Annotated in this window: 18 protein-coding genes and 2 tRNA genes; 14 read left to right on the forward strand and 6 right to left on the reverse strand. The window is 40.9% G+C overall.

Annotated elements, in window-relative coordinates:
• Positions 1-3 precede the first annotated feature (3 nt).
• Genes ACU696_RS04990 through ACU696_RS05000 form a run of 3 tightly spaced genes read left to right on the forward strand, consistent with a single transcriptional unit; the run spans position 4 to position 3,248 of the window.
• Positions 4-1,308, forward strand: a complete 1,305-nt coding sequence (locus ACU696_RS04990) for an NAD(P)/FAD-dependent oxidoreductase (RefSeq protein WP_115166582.1) — start codon at positions 4-6, stop codon at positions 1,306-1,308.
• Between the two features lie 49 nt (positions 1,309-1,357).
• A complete protein-coding gene (locus ACU696_RS04995) occupies positions 1,358-1,726 on the forward strand; it encodes a cupin domain-containing protein (protein ID WP_209102702.1) in 369 nt (122 codons plus the stop codon).
• 28 nt (positions 1,727-1,754) lie between these two features.
• Complete coding sequence (locus ACU696_RS05000; RefSeq protein ID WP_123382522.1) at positions 1,755-3,248, forward strand: aldehyde dehydrogenase family protein; 1,494 nt, start codon at positions 1,755-1,757, stop codon at positions 3,246-3,248.
• A gap of 145 nt (positions 3,249-3,393) precedes the next feature.
• Here the strand turns inward: ACU696_RS05000 and ACU696_RS05005 are convergent, their stop codons facing one another.
• Positions 3,394-4,056, reverse strand: coding sequence for a helix-turn-helix domain-containing protein (locus tag ACU696_RS05005; protein WP_109911828.1), 663 nt, complete (start codon positions 4,054-4,056; stop codon positions 3,394-3,396).
• A 397-nt stretch (positions 4,057-4,453) separates the two neighbouring features.
• On the opposite strand from ACU696_RS05005, the gene ACU696_RS05010 reads away from it, so the two are divergent.
• From ACU696_RS05010 to ACU696_RS05035, 6 genes are all read left to right on the forward strand, one after another.
• The gene (locus ACU696_RS05010) at positions 4,454-5,944 is read left to right on the forward strand and encodes an APC family permease (protein WP_196724076.1); all 1,491 of its coding nucleotides are present in this window, start codon (positions 4,454-4,456) and stop codon (positions 5,942-5,944) included.
• Positions 5,919-6,533, forward strand: coding sequence for a DUF3156 family protein (locus ACU696_RS05015; protein ID WP_447343044.1), 615 nt, complete (start codon positions 5,919-5,921; stop codon positions 6,531-6,533). Before ACU696_RS05010 ends, ACU696_RS05015 begins: the two co-directional genes overlap by 26 nt.
• A 58-nt stretch (positions 6,534-6,591) precedes the next feature.
• Positions 6,592-8,160 carry an alpha/beta hydrolase-fold protein gene (locus ACU696_RS05020; RefSeq protein WP_227024221.1) on the forward strand — a complete coding sequence of 523 codons (1,569 nt, stop codon included), beginning with the start codon at positions 6,592-6,594 and terminating at the stop codon, positions 8,158-8,160.
• A 181-nt stretch (positions 8,161-8,341) separates the two neighbouring features.
• Positions 8,342-9,781 (forward strand): alkaline phosphatase, encoded by a 1,440-nt coding sequence (gene phoA, locus ACU696_RS05025; RefSeq protein ID WP_004914820.1) that lies wholly within the window; start codon positions 8,342-8,344, stop codon positions 9,779-9,781.
• A gap of 206 nt (positions 9,782-9,987) precedes the next feature.
• Entirely contained in the window at positions 9,988-10,518 is a 531-nt protein-coding gene (locus tag ACU696_RS05030; RefSeq protein WP_117162881.1) for a GNAT family N-acetyltransferase, read from the forward strand.
• A 118-nt stretch (positions 10,519-10,636) separates the two neighbouring features.
• Entirely contained in the window at positions 10,637-10,891 is a 255-nt protein-coding gene (locus ACU696_RS05035; RefSeq protein WP_115166586.1) for a DUF1435 family protein, read from the forward strand.
• Positions 10,892-10,994: 103 nt separating this feature from the next.
• Here ACU696_RS05035 and ACU696_RS05040 read toward each other — a convergent pair.
• The 3 genes from ACU696_RS05040 to rsmC form a co-directional block, all read right to left on the reverse strand.
• Positions 10,995-11,080, reverse strand: a tRNA-Leu gene (locus ACU696_RS05040).
• A gap of 47 nt (positions 11,081-11,127) precedes the next feature.
• A tRNA-Leu gene (locus ACU696_RS05045) sits at positions 11,128-11,213 on the reverse strand.
• 195 nt (positions 11,214-11,408) lie between these two features.
• Positions 11,409-12,422 carry a 16S rRNA (guanine(1207)-N(2))-methyltransferase RsmC gene (gene rsmC, locus ACU696_RS05050; RefSeq protein ID WP_164528364.1) on the reverse strand — a complete coding sequence of 338 codons (1,014 nt, stop codon included), beginning with the start codon at positions 12,420-12,422 and terminating at the stop codon, positions 11,409-11,411.
• A gap of 133 nt (positions 12,423-12,555) precedes the next feature.
• On the opposite strand from rsmC, the gene ACU696_RS05055 reads away from it, so the two are divergent.
• Positions 12,556-12,966, forward strand: coding sequence for a DNA polymerase III subunit psi (locus tag ACU696_RS05055; RefSeq protein ID WP_004914814.1), 411 nt, complete (start codon positions 12,556-12,558; stop codon positions 12,964-12,966).
• A complete protein-coding gene (gene rimI, locus ACU696_RS05060; protein WP_109911832.1) occupies positions 12,935-13,387 on the forward strand; it encodes a ribosomal protein S18-alanine N-acetyltransferase in 453 nt (150 codons plus the stop codon). The genes ACU696_RS05055 and rimI overlap by 32 nt, the downstream gene beginning before the upstream one ends.
• A gap of 86 nt (positions 13,388-13,473) precedes the next feature.
• Here rimI and ACU696_RS05065 read toward each other — a convergent pair whose 3' ends face one another.
• Positions 13,474-15,033, reverse strand: a complete 1,560-nt coding sequence (locus tag ACU696_RS05065) for a BCCT family transporter (RefSeq protein ID WP_196718585.1) — start codon at positions 15,031-15,033, stop codon at positions 13,474-13,476.
• Between the two features lie 322 nt (positions 15,034-15,355).
• Between ACU696_RS05065 and ACU696_RS05070 the strand changes: the two genes are divergently transcribed.
• The 3 genes from ACU696_RS05070 to ACU696_RS05080 are packed head-to-tail and all read left to right on the forward strand — an operon-like array spanning position 15,356 to position 18,940.
• The gene (locus ACU696_RS05070) at positions 15,356-16,483 is read left to right on the forward strand and encodes an aromatic ring-hydroxylating oxygenase subunit alpha (protein ID WP_004914806.1); all 1,128 of its coding nucleotides are present in this window, start codon (positions 15,356-15,358) and stop codon (positions 16,481-16,483) included.
• 38 nt (positions 16,484-16,521) lie between these two features.
• Positions 16,522-17,970: an NAD-dependent succinate-semialdehyde dehydrogenase gene (locus ACU696_RS05075; RefSeq protein ID WP_109911833.1), complete on the forward strand. Its 1,449-nt coding sequence runs from the start codon at positions 16,522-16,524 to the stop codon at positions 17,968-17,970.
• Between the two features lie 16 nt (positions 17,971-17,986).
• On the forward strand, positions 17,987-18,940 hold the full coding sequence (locus ACU696_RS05080; protein ID WP_004914802.1) for a PDR/VanB family oxidoreductase: 954 nt from the start codon (positions 17,987-17,989) through the stop codon (positions 18,938-18,940).
• A gap of 45 nt (positions 18,941-18,985) precedes the next feature.
• On the opposite strand, the gene ACU696_RS05085 is transcribed toward ACU696_RS05080, so the two are convergent.
• A complete protein-coding gene (locus ACU696_RS05085; protein ID WP_196718584.1) occupies positions 18,986-19,891 on the reverse strand; it encodes a helix-turn-helix domain-containing protein in 906 nt (301 codons plus the stop codon).
• Between the last annotated feature and the right edge of the window lie 3 nt (positions 19,892-19,894).

Consider the following 19,894-nt stretch of genomic DNA (forward strand, 5'->3'; position numbering starts at 1 on the left):
ATAATGAATAACCAAGTAGAATCATTGACTTACTATGCAGCAACTAAAAAGTATGACTTACGTTTTCCTACGCTAAAGGAAGATCTTGATGTTGATGTGGTGATTATTGGTGGTGGTTTTTCTGGGATCCATACTGCGCTTGAGCTGTGTGAGAAAGGGATTACCAATATCGCTATTTTGGAAGGACGGCACCTTGGCTACGGTGGTTCAGGGCGTAATGGCGGGCAAGTAATGGCAGGCATTGGCCATGATATCGATGCAATCAAAAAATATGTCGGGCCAGAGGGTTTAGAAACGATTTTTAAACTCAGTAATATGGGCGCAGGGATCATGCGTGATCGTATCGCTAAATATGATATTGATGCAGATTTTTGCCGTGGTTACGCATACTTAGGTAGTAATAAGCGCCAAGAAAAAACCTTACGCAGTTGGCTAAAAGATTTTAAGTCAGTTGATCCTGATGAAGAAATTGAGTTTTACAGTGGCTCAGAACTAAAACAGATTATTGGTTCTGATGCTTATACCTGTGGGATCAAACACATGGGTGGCGGGCATGTTCATTCATTGAATTTATTATTGGGTGAAGCGAAAGCGATTAGTGAAATATATGGCGCTAAAATATTTGAAAATAGCCAAGTATTAAATGTGGAATATGGTAATACCATCAAAGTCAGAACTGCGATGGGAACAGTTAAAGCACAGAAAATGCTGTGGGCTTGCGATTCATTTTTAAATGGCCTTGAGCCGACGATTTACCCTAAAACTATTAATACTTACGCATATCAATTAATGACGGAAGAGCTACCTGATGAATTAATCGAGCAAATTAGCCCAATTCGTGGTGCTTATAGTGATATTCGTCCTGTAATAGATTACTACCGGGTGACGAATGAGAATCGCCTATTATTTGGCAGTTCCACTCATTTTCTTGAATATATTCCGTCTGATCTTAAAGCATGGAATCGTAATTTAATGCTAAAAGTCTTTCCTTACCTCAAAGACGTCAAAATTGAATTAGCTTGGGGTGGACCAATGGCATGTAGTGCAAATTTATTTCCACAAATTGGTTCATTACCACAACACAAAAATGTGTTTTATGCACAGGGCTATTCAGGTTTTGGTGTTACGCCAAGCCAGATTGTGTGCAAAGTTCTTGCTGAAGGGATGGTGGAAGGTTCTCATCGTTATGACTTAATGAGTTCTATCCCGCACGCCAATATTATTGGTAAAGATAGTCTGCGTAATGTGATTGTTTCGTTGGCAAAAATAATGCATCAGACATCCGGTTATTGGCAAGGTCGTCGCTAATTCGTTATCCACCTAATTAGTTTATTAAAATCGATTAAAGGTAAAAATTATGATTAGTCCATTACTGTTAAATAAAGCACTACCTGAGTTATTGAATGTTGGTAGCGTGACAAATTTAGGCTCTGTGGTTGTTGAAGGCGATCCTCAAGCGAGTGTTGCAATGATCCACGGTGAACCAACGGATAACCTGACCTGCGGTATTTTTGCTTGTACTAAAGGCAAGTTCAAAATGGTATATCCATTTGATGAAATGGCGACAGTCCACGAAGGTTCGGTGAAGTTAACGGATGTGAAAACCGGTGTGACGGTTGAATACCATAAAGGCGATACCTGGTTTGCCGCGAAAGGTACCGAAGTTTTATGGGAAATTGATACACCACGCTTCGTAAAACATTACTTAGCTTGTGTAAATGCCTAATTAATTTCTATTGAGTGGAGTGATAACAATGAGCGAGTTAACCCTATTACCAGAAGTCAGTGAGTTTTTGAAGCGTCAGCACGGTCATTTTATCAACGGGTTACCGGTTTCTGGCAAAGGCGATACTTTTTTTGATGTTGTTAACCCAGCCACTGAACAGGTTATTGCTAAAGTAAAAGAAGGAACTTTAGCGGAAGTTGATGCCGCAATGGATGCGGCTCATGCTGCATTTAAAGGAGTTTGGGCAAACACGACACCAATGGAAAGAGGGAATTGCTTAAACCGCCTTGCTGACTTGCTTGAAAAGCACCTTGAAGAATTAGCCCAGTTAGAGACGTTATGCTCAGGTAAAACCATTCAATTATCTCGTTTTCTTGAAGTGGGGTCATCTGCGCAGTTTTTGCGTTATTTTGCCGGTTGGGCGACTAAAATCAGCGGGGAAACATTGAATGTTTCATTGCCTTCTTTTAATGGTGAGAAATATTCTGCATTTACCCAGCGTGAACCTGTTGGTGTTGTGGCTGGTATTATTCCTTGGAACTTTTCTATTATGATTTCCATTTGGAAATTAGCGGCTGCTTTAACATGTGGCTGTACGATTGTGTTGAAACCAAGTGAATTTACTCCACTAACTATGCTAAGAGTGGTGGAATTGGCAAAAGAGGCGGGAATTCCTGACGGTGTAATTAATATCGTAAATGGTGGTGGTCGTGAAGTTGGGCCAGCACTGATTCATCATCCACTTTGTTCTAAAGTGACATTTACGGGGTCTGTACCGACTGGGCTGGCGGTAGGGCGTTCAGCAATGGAAGGTAAATTAACCCGAGTAACACTGGAGCTTGGTGGGAAAAATGGTGCTGCATTCTTAGCTGACCTTCCGGTTGAAAAAATTGTTAATGGGATTATTGAAGCGGGGTATCTAAATCAAGGGCAAATTTGCGCGGCTGCTGAGCGGTTCTATATTCCATCTAAATTGATGGATGAAGTATTAGCGCAACTAAAAACGCGTTTGTCTGCGATGAAAGTCGGTTCTCCATTGGATGAAACAACCGAGATGGGGCCGCTGGCCAATAAAGCGCATTACGAAAAAATCTTAGGTTTGTTTGAAAAAGCTCGCCAAGAGGGTAGTGAAATTATTTATGGTGGCCAACCCGTTGCAGGCGCTGGGTACTTTGTGCCTCCAACCATTATTCGTGCTAATAGCCCAGATGATGTATTGATGAAAGAGGAAACATTTGGGCCAATAGGGACTTTCTTGAGTTACGATGACGAAGAAGAACTTATTGAGATGATGAATAGCACTCCGTTTGGTTTAGCTGCGAGTTTATGGACAAATGATCTTAGTAAAGCAATGCGTATGATTTCACGCATTGAAGCGGGAACGGTATGGGTGAATATGCATACCTTCCTTGACCCCGCAGTGCCATTTGGTGGCATTAAGTCATCAGGTATTGGTCGTGAATTTGGTAGTGCCTTTATTGAGTATTACACAGAGTTAAAGTCTGTCATGGTGCGTTATTAGTGTTCAATTTATATTCAATTAATCAACATTTCCCGGCCATCGTGCCGGGTTTTTTATATTTGATAGATACTATGGCTTATTAATCAATTCAAAGACAAAGCTATTGTGGATGTTCATCCACGGCGGGTGGTCGTTAGATTTACTGTCATTTTTCTTGGTGAATGATAAACCCGGATGAAACAAGCTCGGTTCGGTTAGTCACATTTGCTTTAGTGAAGATATTGCGTAAGTGAGTCTTCACTGTTGATAGCGAAACCCCCAGTAATAATGCAATTCGCTTATTGCTCGCGCCTTCTCGTACTAAATGGATAATTTCTTGTTCTTTGGGGGTATAAGCCACTAAGGAATCAGGTAGTACATCAAATGTCATCAGCTCAGCGACAGGTAAAATAGTATTTAATCGCATGATTTCTTGTTGGCTAAATGGGCTGTCTCGCAGCACCGAAATCCCCGCAATAATTTTATTTTTACGACGAATAAATATTTCCGCCATATCAGTCATGTTATTTGGCTGCATAAAATCATGGAAAAAAGCTTGATTCTGCTGGCGTATTTCAGAATCCATTCTCACTAAGCGTAAATCATCGCTGCGAAAATGGTCAGGGTGTAAAGGATCTAATTGGTGAAAATAAGCGAGATACTCTTCATGCATTTTTGCCGGTATCCCGTGAAGAACGTAGTTATCTGGTTGGCAATGATCATTCACGAGGTAATACACCAATGCAGAAACCGGAATAATATGCGCAATGGTATTTAGGCAGCAATCAATCAATGTTTGTTGATGAGGCTCGAATAATGGTGAATTCATCATATTCCCTTGTGTACTAATCGAATTATTATCATGCCTCTTAATGGATTTAACATAAAATAAACATATTAATAACGTGAAGTTGATAGCAGTATTTAAAACTCATGAAAACCTCATGAATATTGATTTGCTGCTTTTTGGTATCTTTAGAAAGATATTTATTAATATATTAACAAGTGGTTTGTTTGTTACATATTGATATTACTTTAATTATTTTTTTTGTTTTTAAAAATATGGGTACTTTTCGCGAGCTATACTTTATTTCCCCTCTCTCTGGGTATCGTCCTTTAGAACGATAGCAGTGGATTTAAGCTTATTTCTATAGTGGATATGAAACCACTTTATTTTTACAAAAAATTCACATTAATAGCTAGGTAGAGAGTGAGAGGGAAGCAAGATGAATTTATCCTCAAAATTGTCGACACATTTAGAAAAAGGGAAAGTTGGCTTTCCGACCACCTTGGCGAGTTCTGCTGGTTTGATTATGGCCAGTCCTGTTATTTTAACCGTCACGAGTGGATTCGGCATCGGTGGCGATACGTTTGCCTTAGCGGTGCTACTCAGTTTCATCATGATGCAAGCTCAGTTAACTACATTTTCGGAGGCTGCGGCCATTCTCCCAACGTCAGGCTCAGTATATGACTATATCTCTTGTGGGATGGGACGCTTTTGGGCGATAACAGGTGCGCTTTCGGCTTACTTGATTGTGCATGTGTTTGCAGGAACTGCCGAAACTATTCTGTCAGGGATTATGGCTCTCGTTAATTTTGAGCATCTCAACACGGTCTTAGAGACCAGTAACTCATCTTGGATGGTTGGTGTTGGGTTGGTTGTCACGTTTGGTATCTTAAATGCATTTGGTATTGAAGCCTTTGGTAAGGTCGAGGTTGTACTGACATTTGCCATGTGGTCCACGTTAGTAATTTTTAGTGTGAGTGGTTTGTTGTTGCCATTTCATGTGGATATGGACGGCTGGTTTGGTCAGCCACTCAATACGGACCCAACACTAATACTGAGCTTTGTTGGTATGGCAATGTTCATGTTTGTTGGTTGTGAGCTAGTAACCCCAATGGCTCCTGAAATTAAAAATTCCGCGAAAGTGATTCCCCGTGCGATGACAACAGGTTTATTTTGTGTCGCACTCTGTATGGTGTTATTCGGTGCAGCGCTAGCGAACCAAGTGGAAAATGTGGTCGTTGACCCGCTGACAGGTACGCGTTTACTTGAAACACCGATGGCAATCCCTGCATTCGCCGAAATTGTTATGGGTGAGTTTGGTAAATACTGGATAGGTATCGCGTTATTACTGGCTGGTGGAGCGACCATCAATACGTTAATGGCAGCGGTTCCTCGCATTCTTTATGGAATGGCTCTTGATGGGGCATTACCACGCATCTTTGCTTATTTGCACCCTCGTTTTAAAACTCCAGTATTCGGTATTTTAGTAGCTGTGATGATCCCATGTTTGCACGCTTTTGCTATTCAAGGCGACCTTGATCGTATCATTCCATTGGTACTGGCGGCGGTGTGTTCTTGGGGTACGGCTTACTTGCTGGTAACGATTTCAGTAGTGTTATTGCGTATTCGTCGACCTGACTTACATCGAGCCTATCGTTCGCCTTTTTTCCCTATACCGCAAATTATTTCGAGTGTCGGGATTATTTTAGCGATTGTGTATATCACTCCACCAGGCATGAATAAATCGGATATCTATATTCCTTTTGCCATTATGTTAGGTTTAACAGCCGGATATGCATTAATTTGGACCGTTTTTGTACAGAAAGTGAACCCATTTAAACCTGTGGATGTTGAATACGTTTTATCTAATTCCTTCTCTGATGAAGAAATGGAAGGAGGCCAACTTGAGCCATTACGTAACCTCGCCTAAACCGTCTTTGTGGAAGAAAATCGGTAAGTTTACCCAGCAACGTTTGCCTGCCGGATATCAAACAGGATTGACTCTTAACCGTGCTGAGAAGGACATGGCGCCTTATCCATGTGAGTGGGGGGCTCCCGGAGTGCTTCATGTGCATCCTCAACCCGAATTAACGATTGAGGTGACTGAACGGCCAAGAAAATTGTTTCTCGCTTTTATTGTGTATAGCCGTTTTGCGGTATCTGGCCAATGTACAGATAGTATCAATGCAAAAATTGAAGTAAAAACCCGTGGGACTATAAAGAAGAAGCATATCCATTTTGTTTCGAAGCAGATGGATGGGCAGAAAGTTATTGAATGGCTGAATGAGTACCCAATTATTAGGCAAACATTAGAAGAGCTGGAATTTAATCATTGCGAGATAGAGTTTAGCCGAGGTCGTTGGCGTTGTGAAATTGAGCCTTACACGGCATCAGAAATGGTGAGCCGCATTCCCGCGACTCGCCGTTATTTGAGATTAATAAAAAAACAACGCTATTATTTATTGAGTGCGCTGCAGTTAATTAACCAACTGGTGGAAAAACGTGCTGTGAGCCATTGAGTTTAAAAGAGTTTTTTGATAGTAATAATTATTATCAATTGACTCACTGGAATTTGATGTGAAATCTTTGCCTCTTTTAGGTTGTATGTTGTTTTCTTCTGCGGTGATGGCAACACACGCTGACTGTATACGTTTATCTGAGCTTTCCTTTGCTGAAGGGGTACATGATAGCGAAGGTCATAGCTGCTTATCTTTTGAAGTATCGCAGCAAGATTTTATAAAACAACGCGGTGAAGGTCTTTCCAAGGTTCTATTATTGGATTCCAATAAACAGCCAGTGCGTGCATTGCATGAGTACGGTTCAGTACAAGAACCTCATAGTGCGGATTATTTAGTATCAAAAAATGGGGTTTATTATTTAGCGTTGAATGGTGAGCCGGGTAAACCTTGGCAATTAAAGTTTGATGTCACCCAGTACCAGCCTTTAGCCATTAAAAAGGATAATGAACCGGTTACTCCTAAGCTGCAAAGTTTATTGGATGAATATTATCAAAATGGTGATACAAGCGCATTTTGGCAAGCCGTTGCCGCGCAAGGAACGCCACTGGTTGAAGATTTTTCAAATAGACAAAAACGGGTGACATTCCTTTGGCGTGGCGCGAAAGCAAACGCCTATATTTTAGGTGCGCCGTCAGGTAATCACGAAAGAATGGCCCATTTGGCGGGAACGGATATTTGGTATCGTTCTTTTATCATCCCTAATGATACGTTATCGCAATATAAAATTGCACCAGATATCCCTTCTGTACCGGAAGGCGGTTTTGCTCAACGTAAAGCAATTCTAGTCACCGCGCAGTCTGACCCATATAATTCTCACGTTATTCCTTCCCTAAATGTCGATAAATATAATCGTTTTTCGTTGTTATCATTGGCACCGAACATACGCCAGTGTCACTTTCCTGATGTAGAAAATCGGCAGATTAAAGGCCGTTTAGAGACTTTTACGTTGGTGAGTCAAATATTAAAAAACGAAAGAAAAATAACGGTTTATCAGCCTAATGTACCAATGGAAACACCGGCGTTATTGTTGCTATTGGATGGGCAAATTTACCTGCAAAACTATCAAATGGAGAAATTCTTTGATAAGTGGATGAATCAGGGGAGTTTTCCAGCGATGAATATTATATTTGTTGATAGCATAAATTCAGAGCGTCGTGGGGATGAGCTTCCCCCTAATGATGTCTTTCCTAAGTTGCTGGCGGATGAGCTTATGCCTCAATTAGCACAAATGGGAATTCAAGCGCCTGCAAGCCATACGATTATTGCGGGTTCCAGTTATGGTGGGATTGGCGCGACATGGAATGCATTACAACATCCTGAAATCTTCGGTAATGTTATCAGTATGTCAGGATCTTATTGGTGGGCTCCAAAAGATAAAGACCCTGAGTGGTTAATTCGTGAAATCGAAATTATACCAACGCAACCTATCCGTTTTTTCCTTGAGGCCGGCTTATTCGAACAACGCGGTAGTTGGGGGGGAATTATTCAGAACCACTACCGATTACTGGATGTTCTAAAACACAAAGGTTATCAAGTTGATGCTATTGAGTTACCTAGCGGGCACGACTATGTTTCTTGGTGTGAAACGCTTTATGAGGGAACAAATCAACTTGTGTCACAATGGTAAATAGCCATAACGTTGATTCACAACAAGCAGCTTATATTTAGCTGCTTTTTCACATTTATGACAAACGTCTTCATTTCGCCATAAAAGCGTCATTCAACTGTCATCTAGCTCCTTTAGCATGCCTGTCATTATTTGAAATACACATTTTCTCTTTTTATTATTGATTGGCAAGGAAACAGTTATGACTGGTAATTTTATGAAATCCCTTTTAGCTGTCACGGTAAGTACTTTAATTTTAGGAAGTGCAGTCCCTGCCTACGCGGCTGATAAAAATGATGCGGTGTCAGAAAACCGTGCGGCACAAGGTGATATCACAAAATTTGGTGGTGCGCGTCGTTTAGCGACAGAGCAAACTGATATCATGAAAGCGGCACTTCACAATGGCCAAGCCAAAAATGTGATTCTGTTTATTGGTGATGGTATGGGTGACTCAGAGATAACCGTTGCCCGTAACTATGCAGAAGGTGCTTCAGGGTTCTTTAAAGGAATCGATGCCTTGCCAATTACAGGCCAATATACCCATTATGCGTTAGATAAGAAAACCCAAAAACCAGACTATGTGACTGACTCTGCAGCGTCTGCCACGGCGTGGTCTTCTGGTGTAAAAACCTACAATGGCGCATTAGGGATTGATGTATTTGGCAACGATCATGAGACATTAATTGAGATAGCTAAACGTAATGGTAAAGCGACGGGTAACGTCACAACCTCTGAGATTCAAGACGCTACGCCAGCTGCACAGTTTTCGCATGTGAGTGCGCGTAAATGTTATGGCCCTGAGGAAACAGCAGAAAAATGTGCGGCTAACGCGCTAGAAAATGGCGGTCGAGGTTCAATTTCAGAGCAACTGTTGGTAACTCGCCCAGATGTCACCCTTGGTGGTGGAGCTAAGAGCTTCAAGCAAGAAGCAAAGGCGGGTGACTACAAAGGTAAAACGTTGGAGCAACAGGCGATTGAGCGTGGGTATAATATTGTGCGTGACGCTAAGTCATTAGACAGCATTACTGTTGCAAATCAAGATAAACCTGTTCTGGGCTTATTCCATGATGGCAACATGACTGTTGCATGGGAAGGCCCGAAAGCAGTTCATTACGGTAATATCAACAATGCGCCGTTAGAATGTAAACCGAATGCTAAGTTAGACCCGAATGCACCAACATTGGCTCAAATGACGAAAAAAGCGATTGAGCTGTTAGAAGTCAACCCAAATGGTTTCTTCTTGCAGGTTGAAAGTGCTTCTATCGATAAGCAAGACCATAAAGCAAACCCATGTGGTCAAATTGGTGAAACTGTCGCTCTCGACCAAGCTGTACAAGTCGGCTTAGATTTCGCTAAAAAACATGGTGATACATTAGTTATCGTGACCGCTGACCATTCACATTCAAGCCAAATTATTCCTGAAGGCACTAAGTCAACGGGTTTAACGCAGGCGTTGATTACTAAAGACGGTTCTGTGATGGTGGTAAATTACGGTAACTCTGAAGAAGATGACTCTCAAGAGCACACGGGTGCTCAGTTACGTGTAGCGGCTTATGGTCCACATGCGGCAAACGTAATGGGTCTGACTGACCAAACTGATTTGTTCTTTACCATGCGCGATGCAATGGGATTGAAGCAATAAACCAACCCTGTAGTAAAAATTCTCCGCAATAGGATGTTGCGGGGAGTTTTTTTATTTCTAGCCCTTTTTTTTCTTATTTTTCAACCATGCCTCAATGAACGTACTAAACATTTGCACTTCTTTTTTTATTCATTATCTTGATAAATTGATTTATTAAATAACAATAAATGTGCTTATTCATAGGCACGAATAATGAGAATGACATTATGAGAGAAGTTCGCGAACTGCAACGAGAGGAAATCCCATCTGTTTGGTCTATCGACCGCACTGAATTAATTGAAAACCTTTATCTATATCGAAATGGTGAGTTGGTGCTATCCAAGCAGCGGTTTGATATGAAAGGTTGGCCAGAAGGCGAACCTGAAGCTTATACCCCTCATTTGTTGGAAAGTTATGACCAAGGAGCGGTATTTCTTGGTATTTTTGAGCAGGGCAAGCTAATTGCTGCCGCAAGTTTAGATAATGTGTGGCGCGGCGAACAAAAAAATTTACTGCAATTGTCTTTCCTGCATGTGAGCCACTCACATCGTGGTAAAGGTTTAGCAGGGATGTTATTCCAACAATGCGCTGAAATGGCGATACAAAAAGGTGCAAAAGGCTTATATATTTCTGCGACACCTTCAGAAAATACGGTGCACTTTTATCAACATCTCGGTTGTTCCTTAATTGCCCAGCCTGACCCTGAATTATTTGCATTGGAGCCCGAAGATATTCATTTTATTTATCTATTTTCGTAAGTTTGTATTTTGTAAAATAAGTGTTAATTTATAGCGTGGTGAAATAAAAAAGCATTGAAATTTACTAGAAACTAGATATGATTGATAATCATTATCATTTAAGGGTGTTGAGGTCACTATGCCAACTAGCATATCAAAAACCACAGGTTTAAGGCGAATAGGTGCTGGCCTTTGGGGTGTTTTTGCTGTGATATTGCTGAGCATTGCTTATATACTCAATAATATGGGCTTAGATAATCTAAAAATCATTATGATTACCATGATGGTAGCAACCGCTGGGATGCTATTTAATCGCGGTTCTCGTCGTTTATTGATTGTCCCCGCAGTTATTTCACTCGCATGTTTTATGATGGCCTTTGTTCTACAAAGTTAGTTCTATAATCAGTAAGTAACAGAACAAAATAGAGAATTAGGGCAGCGCTAGTCGTACAAGGAAGGTCAAAATGGGCAGGGTGTTATAAACAATGACTGACCAGTGGTGCGAAAGGGGGGACTTGAACCCCCACGTCCGAAGGACACTAACACCTGAAGCTAGCGCGTCTACCAATTCCGCCACCCTCGCAATACTGTCTCGTCAATACTAAATTATTGTGGTTTATACAAAGTTAGTGGTGCGAAAGGGGGGACTTGAACCCCCACGTCCATAGGACACTAACACCTGAAGCTAGCGCGTCTACCAATTCCGCCACCCTCGCAATACCTAACTAAACTTTGATTCATCAATGCTTCTAACCAGCAATAATGTGGTGCGGATTTTAGGCTAATTTCGACGAACGTCAATAATTTTTTTATGAAGTATTTTTCGATTGATGAAAAAATGGCCGGTAAAGGATCACCAGCCAATGAGTAGTATGATAAATTGTGCTTTAGTTAAATTATTAGCGATTAAATTAACGCTTAACTGCTTGGTAAACTTTAAATTTTCCTGTTTTGGCAAGTACTTCGTGACTACCAAAAGCTTTATCGAGCAAATCAGGGTATGGTAAGAAAGCATTAGCTACGATGCGCAAACGTCCACCTTTTTTCAGGTATTTAGGGGCTTGGTAAATCATATTTTCAACCGCACGATAACTGGTATTTAGGCCATCATGGAATGGTGGATTTGAAATAATCCAATCAAATTTATCGTTAATATCAGAGTAAGCATCACTTGCGATGACTTTACCGACCAGTTTATTGGCCTCAAGAGTGGATGCTGCGGAATCAAGCGCAGATGCACTGACATCACTTAAGGTGAGTTTGATCTCTGGGTTTTGTGAGCCGATCACCGCAGCGATCACGCCATTGCCACAGGCGAGATCAAGCAGATCACCGCTCATTGGGTCAGTTAGCGTGGACAATAGTAGATCACTACCGATATCCAGCTCATTATGGCTAAATACCCCAGGTAATGCATTAATTCTAACATTATCAATTTGATAATGACGCCACCAGCGAGCAATATCAAAGGTTGTGGGTTGTTCTAATTCACCATAGTACAAGCCACAACGGCGTGCAGAGTCGATTTTTTGTAAGTTAGCGATCCCTTCCATAATAGATTCGGCGCTTTTAACACCACTGCGATTCTCGCCGACGATAAAAATTTGGCTACCTGCAGCAAGGTGAGTACAAAGGTCATCGAGTTGGAAGCAGGCTTCTTGCTTGTTTTTTTGCCAAAAATAAATGAGAGTATCGCAAGGCTGGATAAATTCTGCTGGGGTTATGGCAGAGAATAACGCCATATCACCCATTAACGGTTGTAAGCGTTGCCAGTGATGATACTGGTTGGTGATGACGCGAACACTAGCTGCTTCTAAGGTTGCAGCGAGCTCATCCTGAATGTCACCAGCCAAAATGACATGACGATCTATAAAATGTTCGAGATGGCGTTGAATAACTTCGCTGGCAGGTGTCAGTAATGACATATTCTGTCAATCTCCTAAAATAATAAAAAAACCGATGACATCTTACCAAAGATAAGAGAAATAGCATTGCTCTGTTGGCGCTATTAATCCCCTTTGATAAGATGTGGTTGTAAAATTGCGACTGGAAAATCAAATGACACGACGTGACAGGCTTTTAGAACAAATGGGGATCACTCAATGGATGGTGAGAAATCCTGCTGTGTTACGTGGTGAACGTGGTGTAAGGATCCCAGCGTCGACTAAGCTTATTATTATTACTGATGAGAACCTTGATTTAAATAGCCAATTGCTAAAAGATGTTTTTCTTTCCATGAATATTGCACAGGACGATGTGGTTTGTGTCAATTCAGAGCAATTAGGTTTAATCCCAACACCAATAATAACACCATGTTGGGTATTAGGTGATGAAATCCAGCCTGAAGGTTCAAAAGTCATGTTTACTTCACCTGTTTTGTCTGAGCTAAGTACAAGCTGTAGCGCTAAACGGGCACTATGGAAACAAATTTATCAATATGATGAAAATTTCAACACTAAAGCAATCTGATCTTGCAACTGCGTACTTAATTGAGAAGTTAAGCCATGACTTTCCATGGACTGAGCGAGTTTTTTATGGAAATCAAGGGGAAAAGTATCATAACTTAAAAATTTCTGTTAATAATCAAATTATTGGTTATGCGATAACACAATGTGTTCTTGATGAGGCGACCCTATTCAATATTGCTCTCCACCCTGATTACCAAGGGAAAGGGTATGGCCGCTTGTTGCTAGAAGAGCTTATCAAGGAACTCATAAAGAAAGGCATTCTCACATTATGGTTAGAAGTGAGAGAATCAAATGCATCTGCTTTGCATCTATACGATAAGCTAGGTTTTCACCAAGTAACGGTACGTAAAGATTACTACCCTGCCAAAAAAGGCCGAGAAGATGCTTTAGTACTTGCTTTAACTCTATTTTCCGATGAATAAATTTAAGTAATAAATAATTTATTACTAATATAATTAAAACCCCAATATGTTGTCAGACATACTGGGGTTTGTGCTTTTAGTGACGATTATTTTTCAATTTCAGGAAGGATAGGTTTACTAATTATTTGGATATTATCTTTTAACTCTTTTTTGGCTGCAGCTTGTGCATTGACTTCTTCATTGAGGCCTTTATAGGTGGAGTAACACATAATTAGCATCATGATGGATAATGGCACCGCCATAGCAACCAGTGCGGATTGCAAACCTGATAATCCACCTGTCATAATTAGCACGATCGCGATTGCTGCAATAATGACTCCCCAAATGGTTTTAGTGACATGAGAAGGATTTGGGTTCCCATTTTCGCTGACCATTCCCAGTACAAATACCGCTGAGTTAGCAGAAGTAATAAAGAAAATCAGCACTAAGGCAATGGCTAAAATACTGATAAATGTTGATGCAGGGAAATAGTCTAAGAACTTAAACAATGCGGATGTGACATCGGTTTTTACGGCATCAGCCAGTGCTGTTTGGCCTAGATTTTGAATAAGATGGATTGCTGACCCACCCATGACTGCAAACCAAGCAAAAGCACTTAATACAGGAATAAATACTGCGCCAATCATAAATTCTTTGATTGTTCTTCCTTTCGATATACGAGCCACAAAGCTGCCAACTAGCGGTGCCCATGCTATCCACCAACCAAAGTAAAACAGTGTCCAGTTAGCAATCCAAGTACCGTCATTATAGGGTTCAGTGCGAAATGACATGCTGACAAAATTTTGGACGTAGTCTCCAATGCCTTGGAATAAGACTTTTAAGATAGTTTGGGTTGGGCCAGATAGAAAGATAAATGCCATCAATCCTAGAGCAAGTATGATATTTAAGTTTGATAGGTGTTTTATTGCCCCTTGTAGCCCGGAAATTGTCGAAGCAACATAAACAACAGTAATGATAGCAATCAAACCAATTTGTACATAAATACTAATGGGCAATCCCCATAAGTAATTCATACCACTGTTAACTTGTAGTGTACCAAAACCTAATGATGTGGCGATACCAATAACGACGGATAACATCACCAATATATTGATCCATTTCCCGACAGAGCCGTAGATCCGATCCCCAATTAAGGGATAGAAAACAGAACTAAGTGACGACGGGAGCTTTTTCCTAAATTGGAAATAGCCCAAAGCCACGCCGACGAGTGCATAACACGCCCATGCGGAAACCCCCCAGTGTAGATAGACATATTGCATGGCTGCTTTGGCCGACTGTTCTGTTGAACCTTGACCAACTGGTGGGCTGATATAATAGGAAACAGGCTCTGCCACTCCCCAGAACATCAAACTGATACCAATTGAGGCACTGAATAACATCGCAATCCAAGTGACTGTGCTGTATTCCGGCTTATCATTGTCATCACCAAGACGTATGTGACCAAATTTGGAAAATCCAAGAAACATACAAAAGCTGAAAAAGATAAAAACGGAACCTAGGATAAACCAACCTAGATTGTTATAGATAAAACTTAAGGCGGAATGTGAAAAAGCTTCCAGTTTATCAGGAATAAATGCCCCAAAACTGATTAACGCCAGACTAAAGGCTAGCGACACGTAAAATACGGATTTTTTGTGATTCATCATACCTCTTCTCCAGTTGCTCACTTATTTTTTTCTTTTATGAGAGTTGGCTTGCAGGGAATACTCGTTTTGTTTTTAAGGGTACTTTTTTGTTAAATGCTACTTTTGGTTTACAGAGAATAGCCATGCAAAGATTACGTAGTCAACAAGTAATTAACTAATTATTAACAGTTACAATAATTATTGTTAATGCAATTCATTGTTATAAAACAAATAAATGTTATTGATTAAATTTTTATCAATATTTCATTTGATCATTAATGCGATCTGCATTAACATTCCTGAAAAATATGTTAACTATAAGTTTACATAAGTGAGGGCAATTATGAGCAATGCAGCTAAAGTCATTTCGATTAATGATCACCTTGATATTGATAACGCATGGACAATCCCTGCTCGTTATTACACGTCTAATGATGTTTTTGAGTATGAAAAAGAAAAAATATTTGCTAATTCATGGGTTTGTGTCGCTCATGTTAGTGAGGTAAAAGAAAAAAATTCGTATATCACTCGTGAGCTCATTGGCGAAAGCCTCGTGATTGTTCGTGGTCGTGATGATGTATTGCGTGGTTTTTATAATGTCTGCCCGCACCGTGGACACCAGTTGATCAGCGGTGAAAGTGGTAAAGTCAAAAATGTGATTACTTGCCCTTACCATGCGTGGGCATTCAAGTTAGATGGTCAACTAGCACATGCGACCAATTGTGAGAATGTGAACAATTTTGAAGCAGATGCAATGTCATTGAGTAGCTTCCATGTTATTGAACATGCAGGGTTTATCTATGTAAATATGACAGTTGGTGAACCACAACCTATTGAAGAGCAGCTTCCAGGCTTAGCCGAAAAAATGCAAGAAGCATGTGCGGTGATTAGCGATTTAAAATTGGCTGCACGTTTTGTTAGTCATACACCAGCCAATTGGAAAACCATCGTTGATAACTATATTGAGTGTTATCACTGTCCAACTAACCATGTGAGCTTTGCAAGTTCCGTAGATGTTAACGTATACGAACACCAATTATTGGATAATTGGACTGTTCAAATTGGTAAAGCAAAACCCTCTGAGTCCTCTTATCAGTTTGATGAATCTGTTTTAGACCCTCGTTTCTTTGGTTTTTGGATTTGGCCAAGCACCATGTTCAATATGCCTCCTGGCGGGGATTTCATGACGGTGATTTATGAGTTTCCAGTGAACGCAGGGGAAACCTTGCAGCACTATGATATTTATTTCCTCAATGAAGAACTGACTGAATATCAGAAAAACTTAGTTGAATGGTATCGTACCGTATTCCGCCCAGAAGATCTGCGCTTGGTGGAAAGTGTACAAAAAGGATTGCGATCACGAGGTTACCGAGGCCAAGGGCGCATTATGGCTGACAGACAGCGTAGTGGAATTAGTGAACATGGTGTTGCCCATTTCCACAAAATTGTTGCTGGCGCACACACTGAGTAATCACGTTATCCATAAAAAAACAAAAGGAGAAGTCACAAATGCATCATTTAACTCACCCTGCGCTATTTCGTCAGTCATGCTACATCAATGGGCAATGGGTTGATTCAGATAAAAAAATCCCTGTGACTAATCCTGTTGACCAATCTGTGCTGGGAACAATTCCCAGCCTGTCAGTCACCCAAGTGGATGACGCTATTGAACAAGCGCATGTCGCAATGGAAGATTGGAGTAAGCTTACTGCTAAAGCGCGTTCTATCATTTTACGCCACTGGTTTGAGCTGATTGAAGCCCATGTTGATGATCTTGGGCGTTTAATGACTCTTGAACAAGGTAAGCCGTTGCATGAGGCAAAAGGTGAAATTCGCTATGCGGCTTCCTTTATTGAATGGTTTGCGGAGGAGGGGAAACGTGTTTATGGGGAAACCATCCCTCAAACGGTGGGAAGTAACCGTCTTTCGACAATCAAGCAGCCGATCGGTGTTTGCAGTGCGATTACTCCGTGGAATTTTCCCGCAGCGATGATCACTCGTAAAGCGGCTCCAGCACTGGCTGCGGGTTGTAGTATTATCATCAAGCCAGCGACTGAAACGCCTTTTACGGCACTTGCCCTCGCTCAGTTGGCCGATGAAGCGGGCATTCCCGCAGGGATATTCAATATCATTACTGGGGATTCTCGTGTTCTAGGTGAACGTCTAACTAAACATGAGCTTATTAGTAAGTTTTCATTCACCGGTTCAACGCAAGTTGGCCGAGTATTGTCTGAGCAGTGTGCATCGACAATTAAAAAAACATCACTCGAACTGGGGGGAAATGCGCCTTTTATTGTTTTTGATGATGCAGATATTGATAAAGCGGTAAAAAGTGCGGTGCAAGCGAAGTTTCGTAATGGCGGGCAAACCTGTGTTTGTGTGAACCGTTTTTATCTTCAAGATGCTATTTTCGATGAATTTCAGTCCAAGTTCGTTGCAGAAGTCGCCAAATTGCAAGTCGGTAATGGCCTTGAAATAGGAACGGATATTGGGCCTATGATAACAACACGTGCCATTGATGGTATGAATGAGTTACTGCAAGATGCACTCGCGAAAGGGGCACACCAATTAACCTTAGGTAGCGAAGTGGCGGAGTATGGCAATTTCTTTAATCCAAAAGTTCTTGTTGATGTTGATGACTCAATGAGGATTGTTCATGAAGAAATCTTTGGTCCTATTGCAACATTGATTCGTTTTAGTGATGAAAATGAAGTGATTGCTCGTGCCAATAATACGATTTATGGCTTAGCGGCTTATTTCTTTTCTCGTGATGTTAGCCGTGTTTACCGCGTTGCTGAAAAACTGCAAAGTGGCATGGTCGGTATCAATACAGGCTTAATTTCTAATGAAGTTGCTCCTTTTGGAGGAGTAAAACAATCAGGTTTAGGAAAAGAAGGCTCTCGATATGGCATTGAGGATTATTTAAGTACTAAGTATCTGTGTTTAGATATTGAATAATGAGAGGGGCACTGTGATGAACCAACAAAAAATTGCAGTCAATGTCAGTCGAATTGAGCAAATTAGCCCAAATATCAAAATGTTCGAGTTTGTTGCACAAGAGGGCGCGCTAATGCCTTTTAGCGCAGGTAGTCATGTCACCGTTCATATGGGTGAGCAGGCTGGTTTGCAACGTGCATATTCATTAATCAGTGACCCACAGCAATGTGGAAGCTATTGTATTTCAGTCTTACGTGATGAAAATTCGAAAGGCGGTTCGGCATTTATGCATGAGCACCTATCTGCTGGGGATAGTTTATATTTGTCCCCAGCGCAGAATTTTTTCTCATTAGCTGCGGATAACCAATGTAAGCATATTTTGATCGCAGGTGGGATTGGGATCACGCCTTTTCTTTCTTATCTCTATGAGCTAGAAGAAAATGAAATGGATTTTGAGCTTCATTACTGTTTTCGTGATAGTGCAACAGCGGCATTTCTTGAACATTTACAACAGCGTATTGGCTCGCGGTTATTTCTTTATGACAGCAGCCAAGGGCAGCGAATGTCTGTAGAACAATTGGTTAAAGCACAAGCGAGTAATAGCCATCTGTATGTATGTGGCCCTCAATCATTAATTAATGAGGTGATTGAAAAGGGTCATCAGCACCTTGGTGAATCACAGGTTCATTTTGAAAATTTTGGTGAAATTGCCAGTGAAGGGGATTCATTTGAGGTCTATTTTCAACGTTCAGGCTTTAGTTTGGAAGTGGGTAAAGACGAGTCTATTTTACAGGTAATCGAAGCTGATAAGCGCATTAACGTGGAATGTTTATGCCGTAATGGAGTTTGTGGGACTTGTGAGACGGCGATACTTGAGGGAGAGGCCGACCACCGTGACCACTACCTTGATGATGATGAAAAAGCCGAGCAAAAAACGATGATGTTGTGTGTTTCGCGAGCTAAATCTAAACGATTAGTTCTTGATTTATAATCAAAGCTGCCCCGCTTTAGCCATAAGTGGGGCAAGATACTGGTTTTAAATATCTTTTAATTCAAACATTAAAAAAGGCTGTTTTTCATCATTAAAGTGTTGATAAGCCGTAATTTGCTTATCTTGAAATACGATTTGCCCCCGCCCAGTGCGAAATACTTCATCTAACCATGGCTTATGGTTGATCACTAATTGATACAATAAACGTTGTAGTTCAAGGTAATCTATTTCAGTCGATTGGTTGTGTAAGTTGCTGGCTAATATTTCACCTGCTTTATCGGTAAATACGACTAAATGATTGAAATGGGACAATAAGACGTCGAAATAGCATTTGATTTTACGCAGGCGCAGTTCGGTATTTTTACGTTCTGTGTTGTCTAAGCTGATCCCAACCAGTTTTGTCACTTTGCCATTCGGGCCTTTAACCCCTGTCGCTCGGGAGGTGATCCAGCGGTAATCGCCTTCCCAGTTAATTTTAAAATCCATTTCATGGGCACCACCTTCACGGATAATTTTAGAATATCCATTGACCAGTTTTTCTTTGGAGTCATGGCTCATTAAGGCCCAGAAATCTTCATTACTGGTGATTTTAATGCCATAAACGGCTTCAACGTTGTCCGAGTAGTTCAATTCTCCCGTTAATAAGTCCCACTCCCATGTCACGATATCTGCCGACTCTTGAAGATGAACTTCGTTGATGTTGCGCATGACACCTGAATTGCTAACAGTAACTTGGTTATTGGTATATTCACCGTATTTCAACCATATTTTGTCGGCATCCAATAACGTGGCGAGCTTTTCAAGATTATCTTCATCAATCATACCGCCTTTTGTCCACTTATTAACCGCCGTTCGGGAAACCCCAAGGGCTTCAGCTGCTTTTAATTGACTCATTTTTTTCTGTTTTAGCAATTTCAACAAACGTTCTTTGAATGTCTCTGTTTCTGTCATCAA

It is taken from the genome of Providencia sp. PROV_01, assembly GCF_053098325.1.

Bases quoted from the DNA above. Each gene is read 5' to 3' on its own strand.
- ACU696_RS05010 (WP_196724076.1), top strand. From the start codon at position 4,454: ATGAATTTATCCTCAAAATTGTCGACACATTTAGAAAAAGGGAAAGTT.
- ACU696_RS05035 (WP_115166586.1), top strand. From the start codon at position 10,637: ATGCCAACTAGCATATCAAAAACCACAGGTTTAAGGCGAATAGGTGCT.
- rsmC (WP_164528364.1), bottom strand. From the start codon at position 12,422: ATGTCATTACTGACACCTGCCAGCGAAGTTATTCAACGCCATCTCGAA.
- ACU696_RS04990 (WP_115166582.1), top strand. From the start codon at position 4: ATGAATAACCAAGTAGAATCATTGACTTACTATGCAGCAACTAAAAAG.
- ACU696_RS05055 (WP_004914814.1), top strand. From the start codon at position 12,556: ATGACACGACGTGACAGGCTTTTAGAACAAATGGGGATCACTCAATGG.
- ACU696_RS05085 (WP_196718584.1), bottom strand. From the start codon at position 19,891: ATGACAGAAACAGAGACATTCAAAGAACGTTTGTTGAAATTGCTAAAA.
- ACU696_RS05070 (WP_004914806.1), top strand. From the start codon at position 15,356: ATGAGCAATGCAGCTAAAGTCATTTCGATTAATGATCACCTTGATATT.
- ACU696_RS05005 (WP_109911828.1), bottom strand. From the start codon at position 4,056: ATGAATTCACCATTATTCGAGCCTCATCAACAAACATTGATTGATTGC.
- ACU696_RS05000 (WP_123382522.1), top strand. From the start codon at position 1,755: ATGAGCGAGTTAACCCTATTACCAGAAGTCAGTGAGTTTTTGAAGCGT.
- rimI (WP_109911832.1), top strand. From the start codon at position 12,935: ATGATGAAAATTTCAACACTAAAGCAATCTGATCTTGCAACTGCGTAC.
- phoA (WP_004914820.1), top strand. From the start codon at position 8,342: ATGACTGGTAATTTTATGAAATCCCTTTTAGCTGTCACGGTAAGTACT.
- ACU696_RS05080 (WP_004914802.1), top strand. From the start codon at position 17,987: ATGAACCAACAAAAAATTGCAGTCAATGTCAGTCGAATTGAGCAAATT.
- ACU696_RS05075 (WP_109911833.1), top strand. From the start codon at position 16,522: ATGCATCATTTAACTCACCCTGCGCTATTTCGTCAGTCATGCTACATC.
- ACU696_RS04995 (WP_209102702.1), top strand. From the start codon at position 1,358: ATGATTAGTCCATTACTGTTAAATAAAGCACTACCTGAGTTATTGAAT.
- ACU696_RS05030 (WP_117162881.1), top strand. From the start codon at position 9,988: ATGAGAGAAGTTCGCGAACTGCAACGAGAGGAAATCCCATCTGTTTGG.
- ACU696_RS05065 (WP_196718585.1), bottom strand. From the start codon at position 15,033: ATGATGAATCACAAAAAATCCGTATTTTACGTGTCGCTAGCCTTTAGT.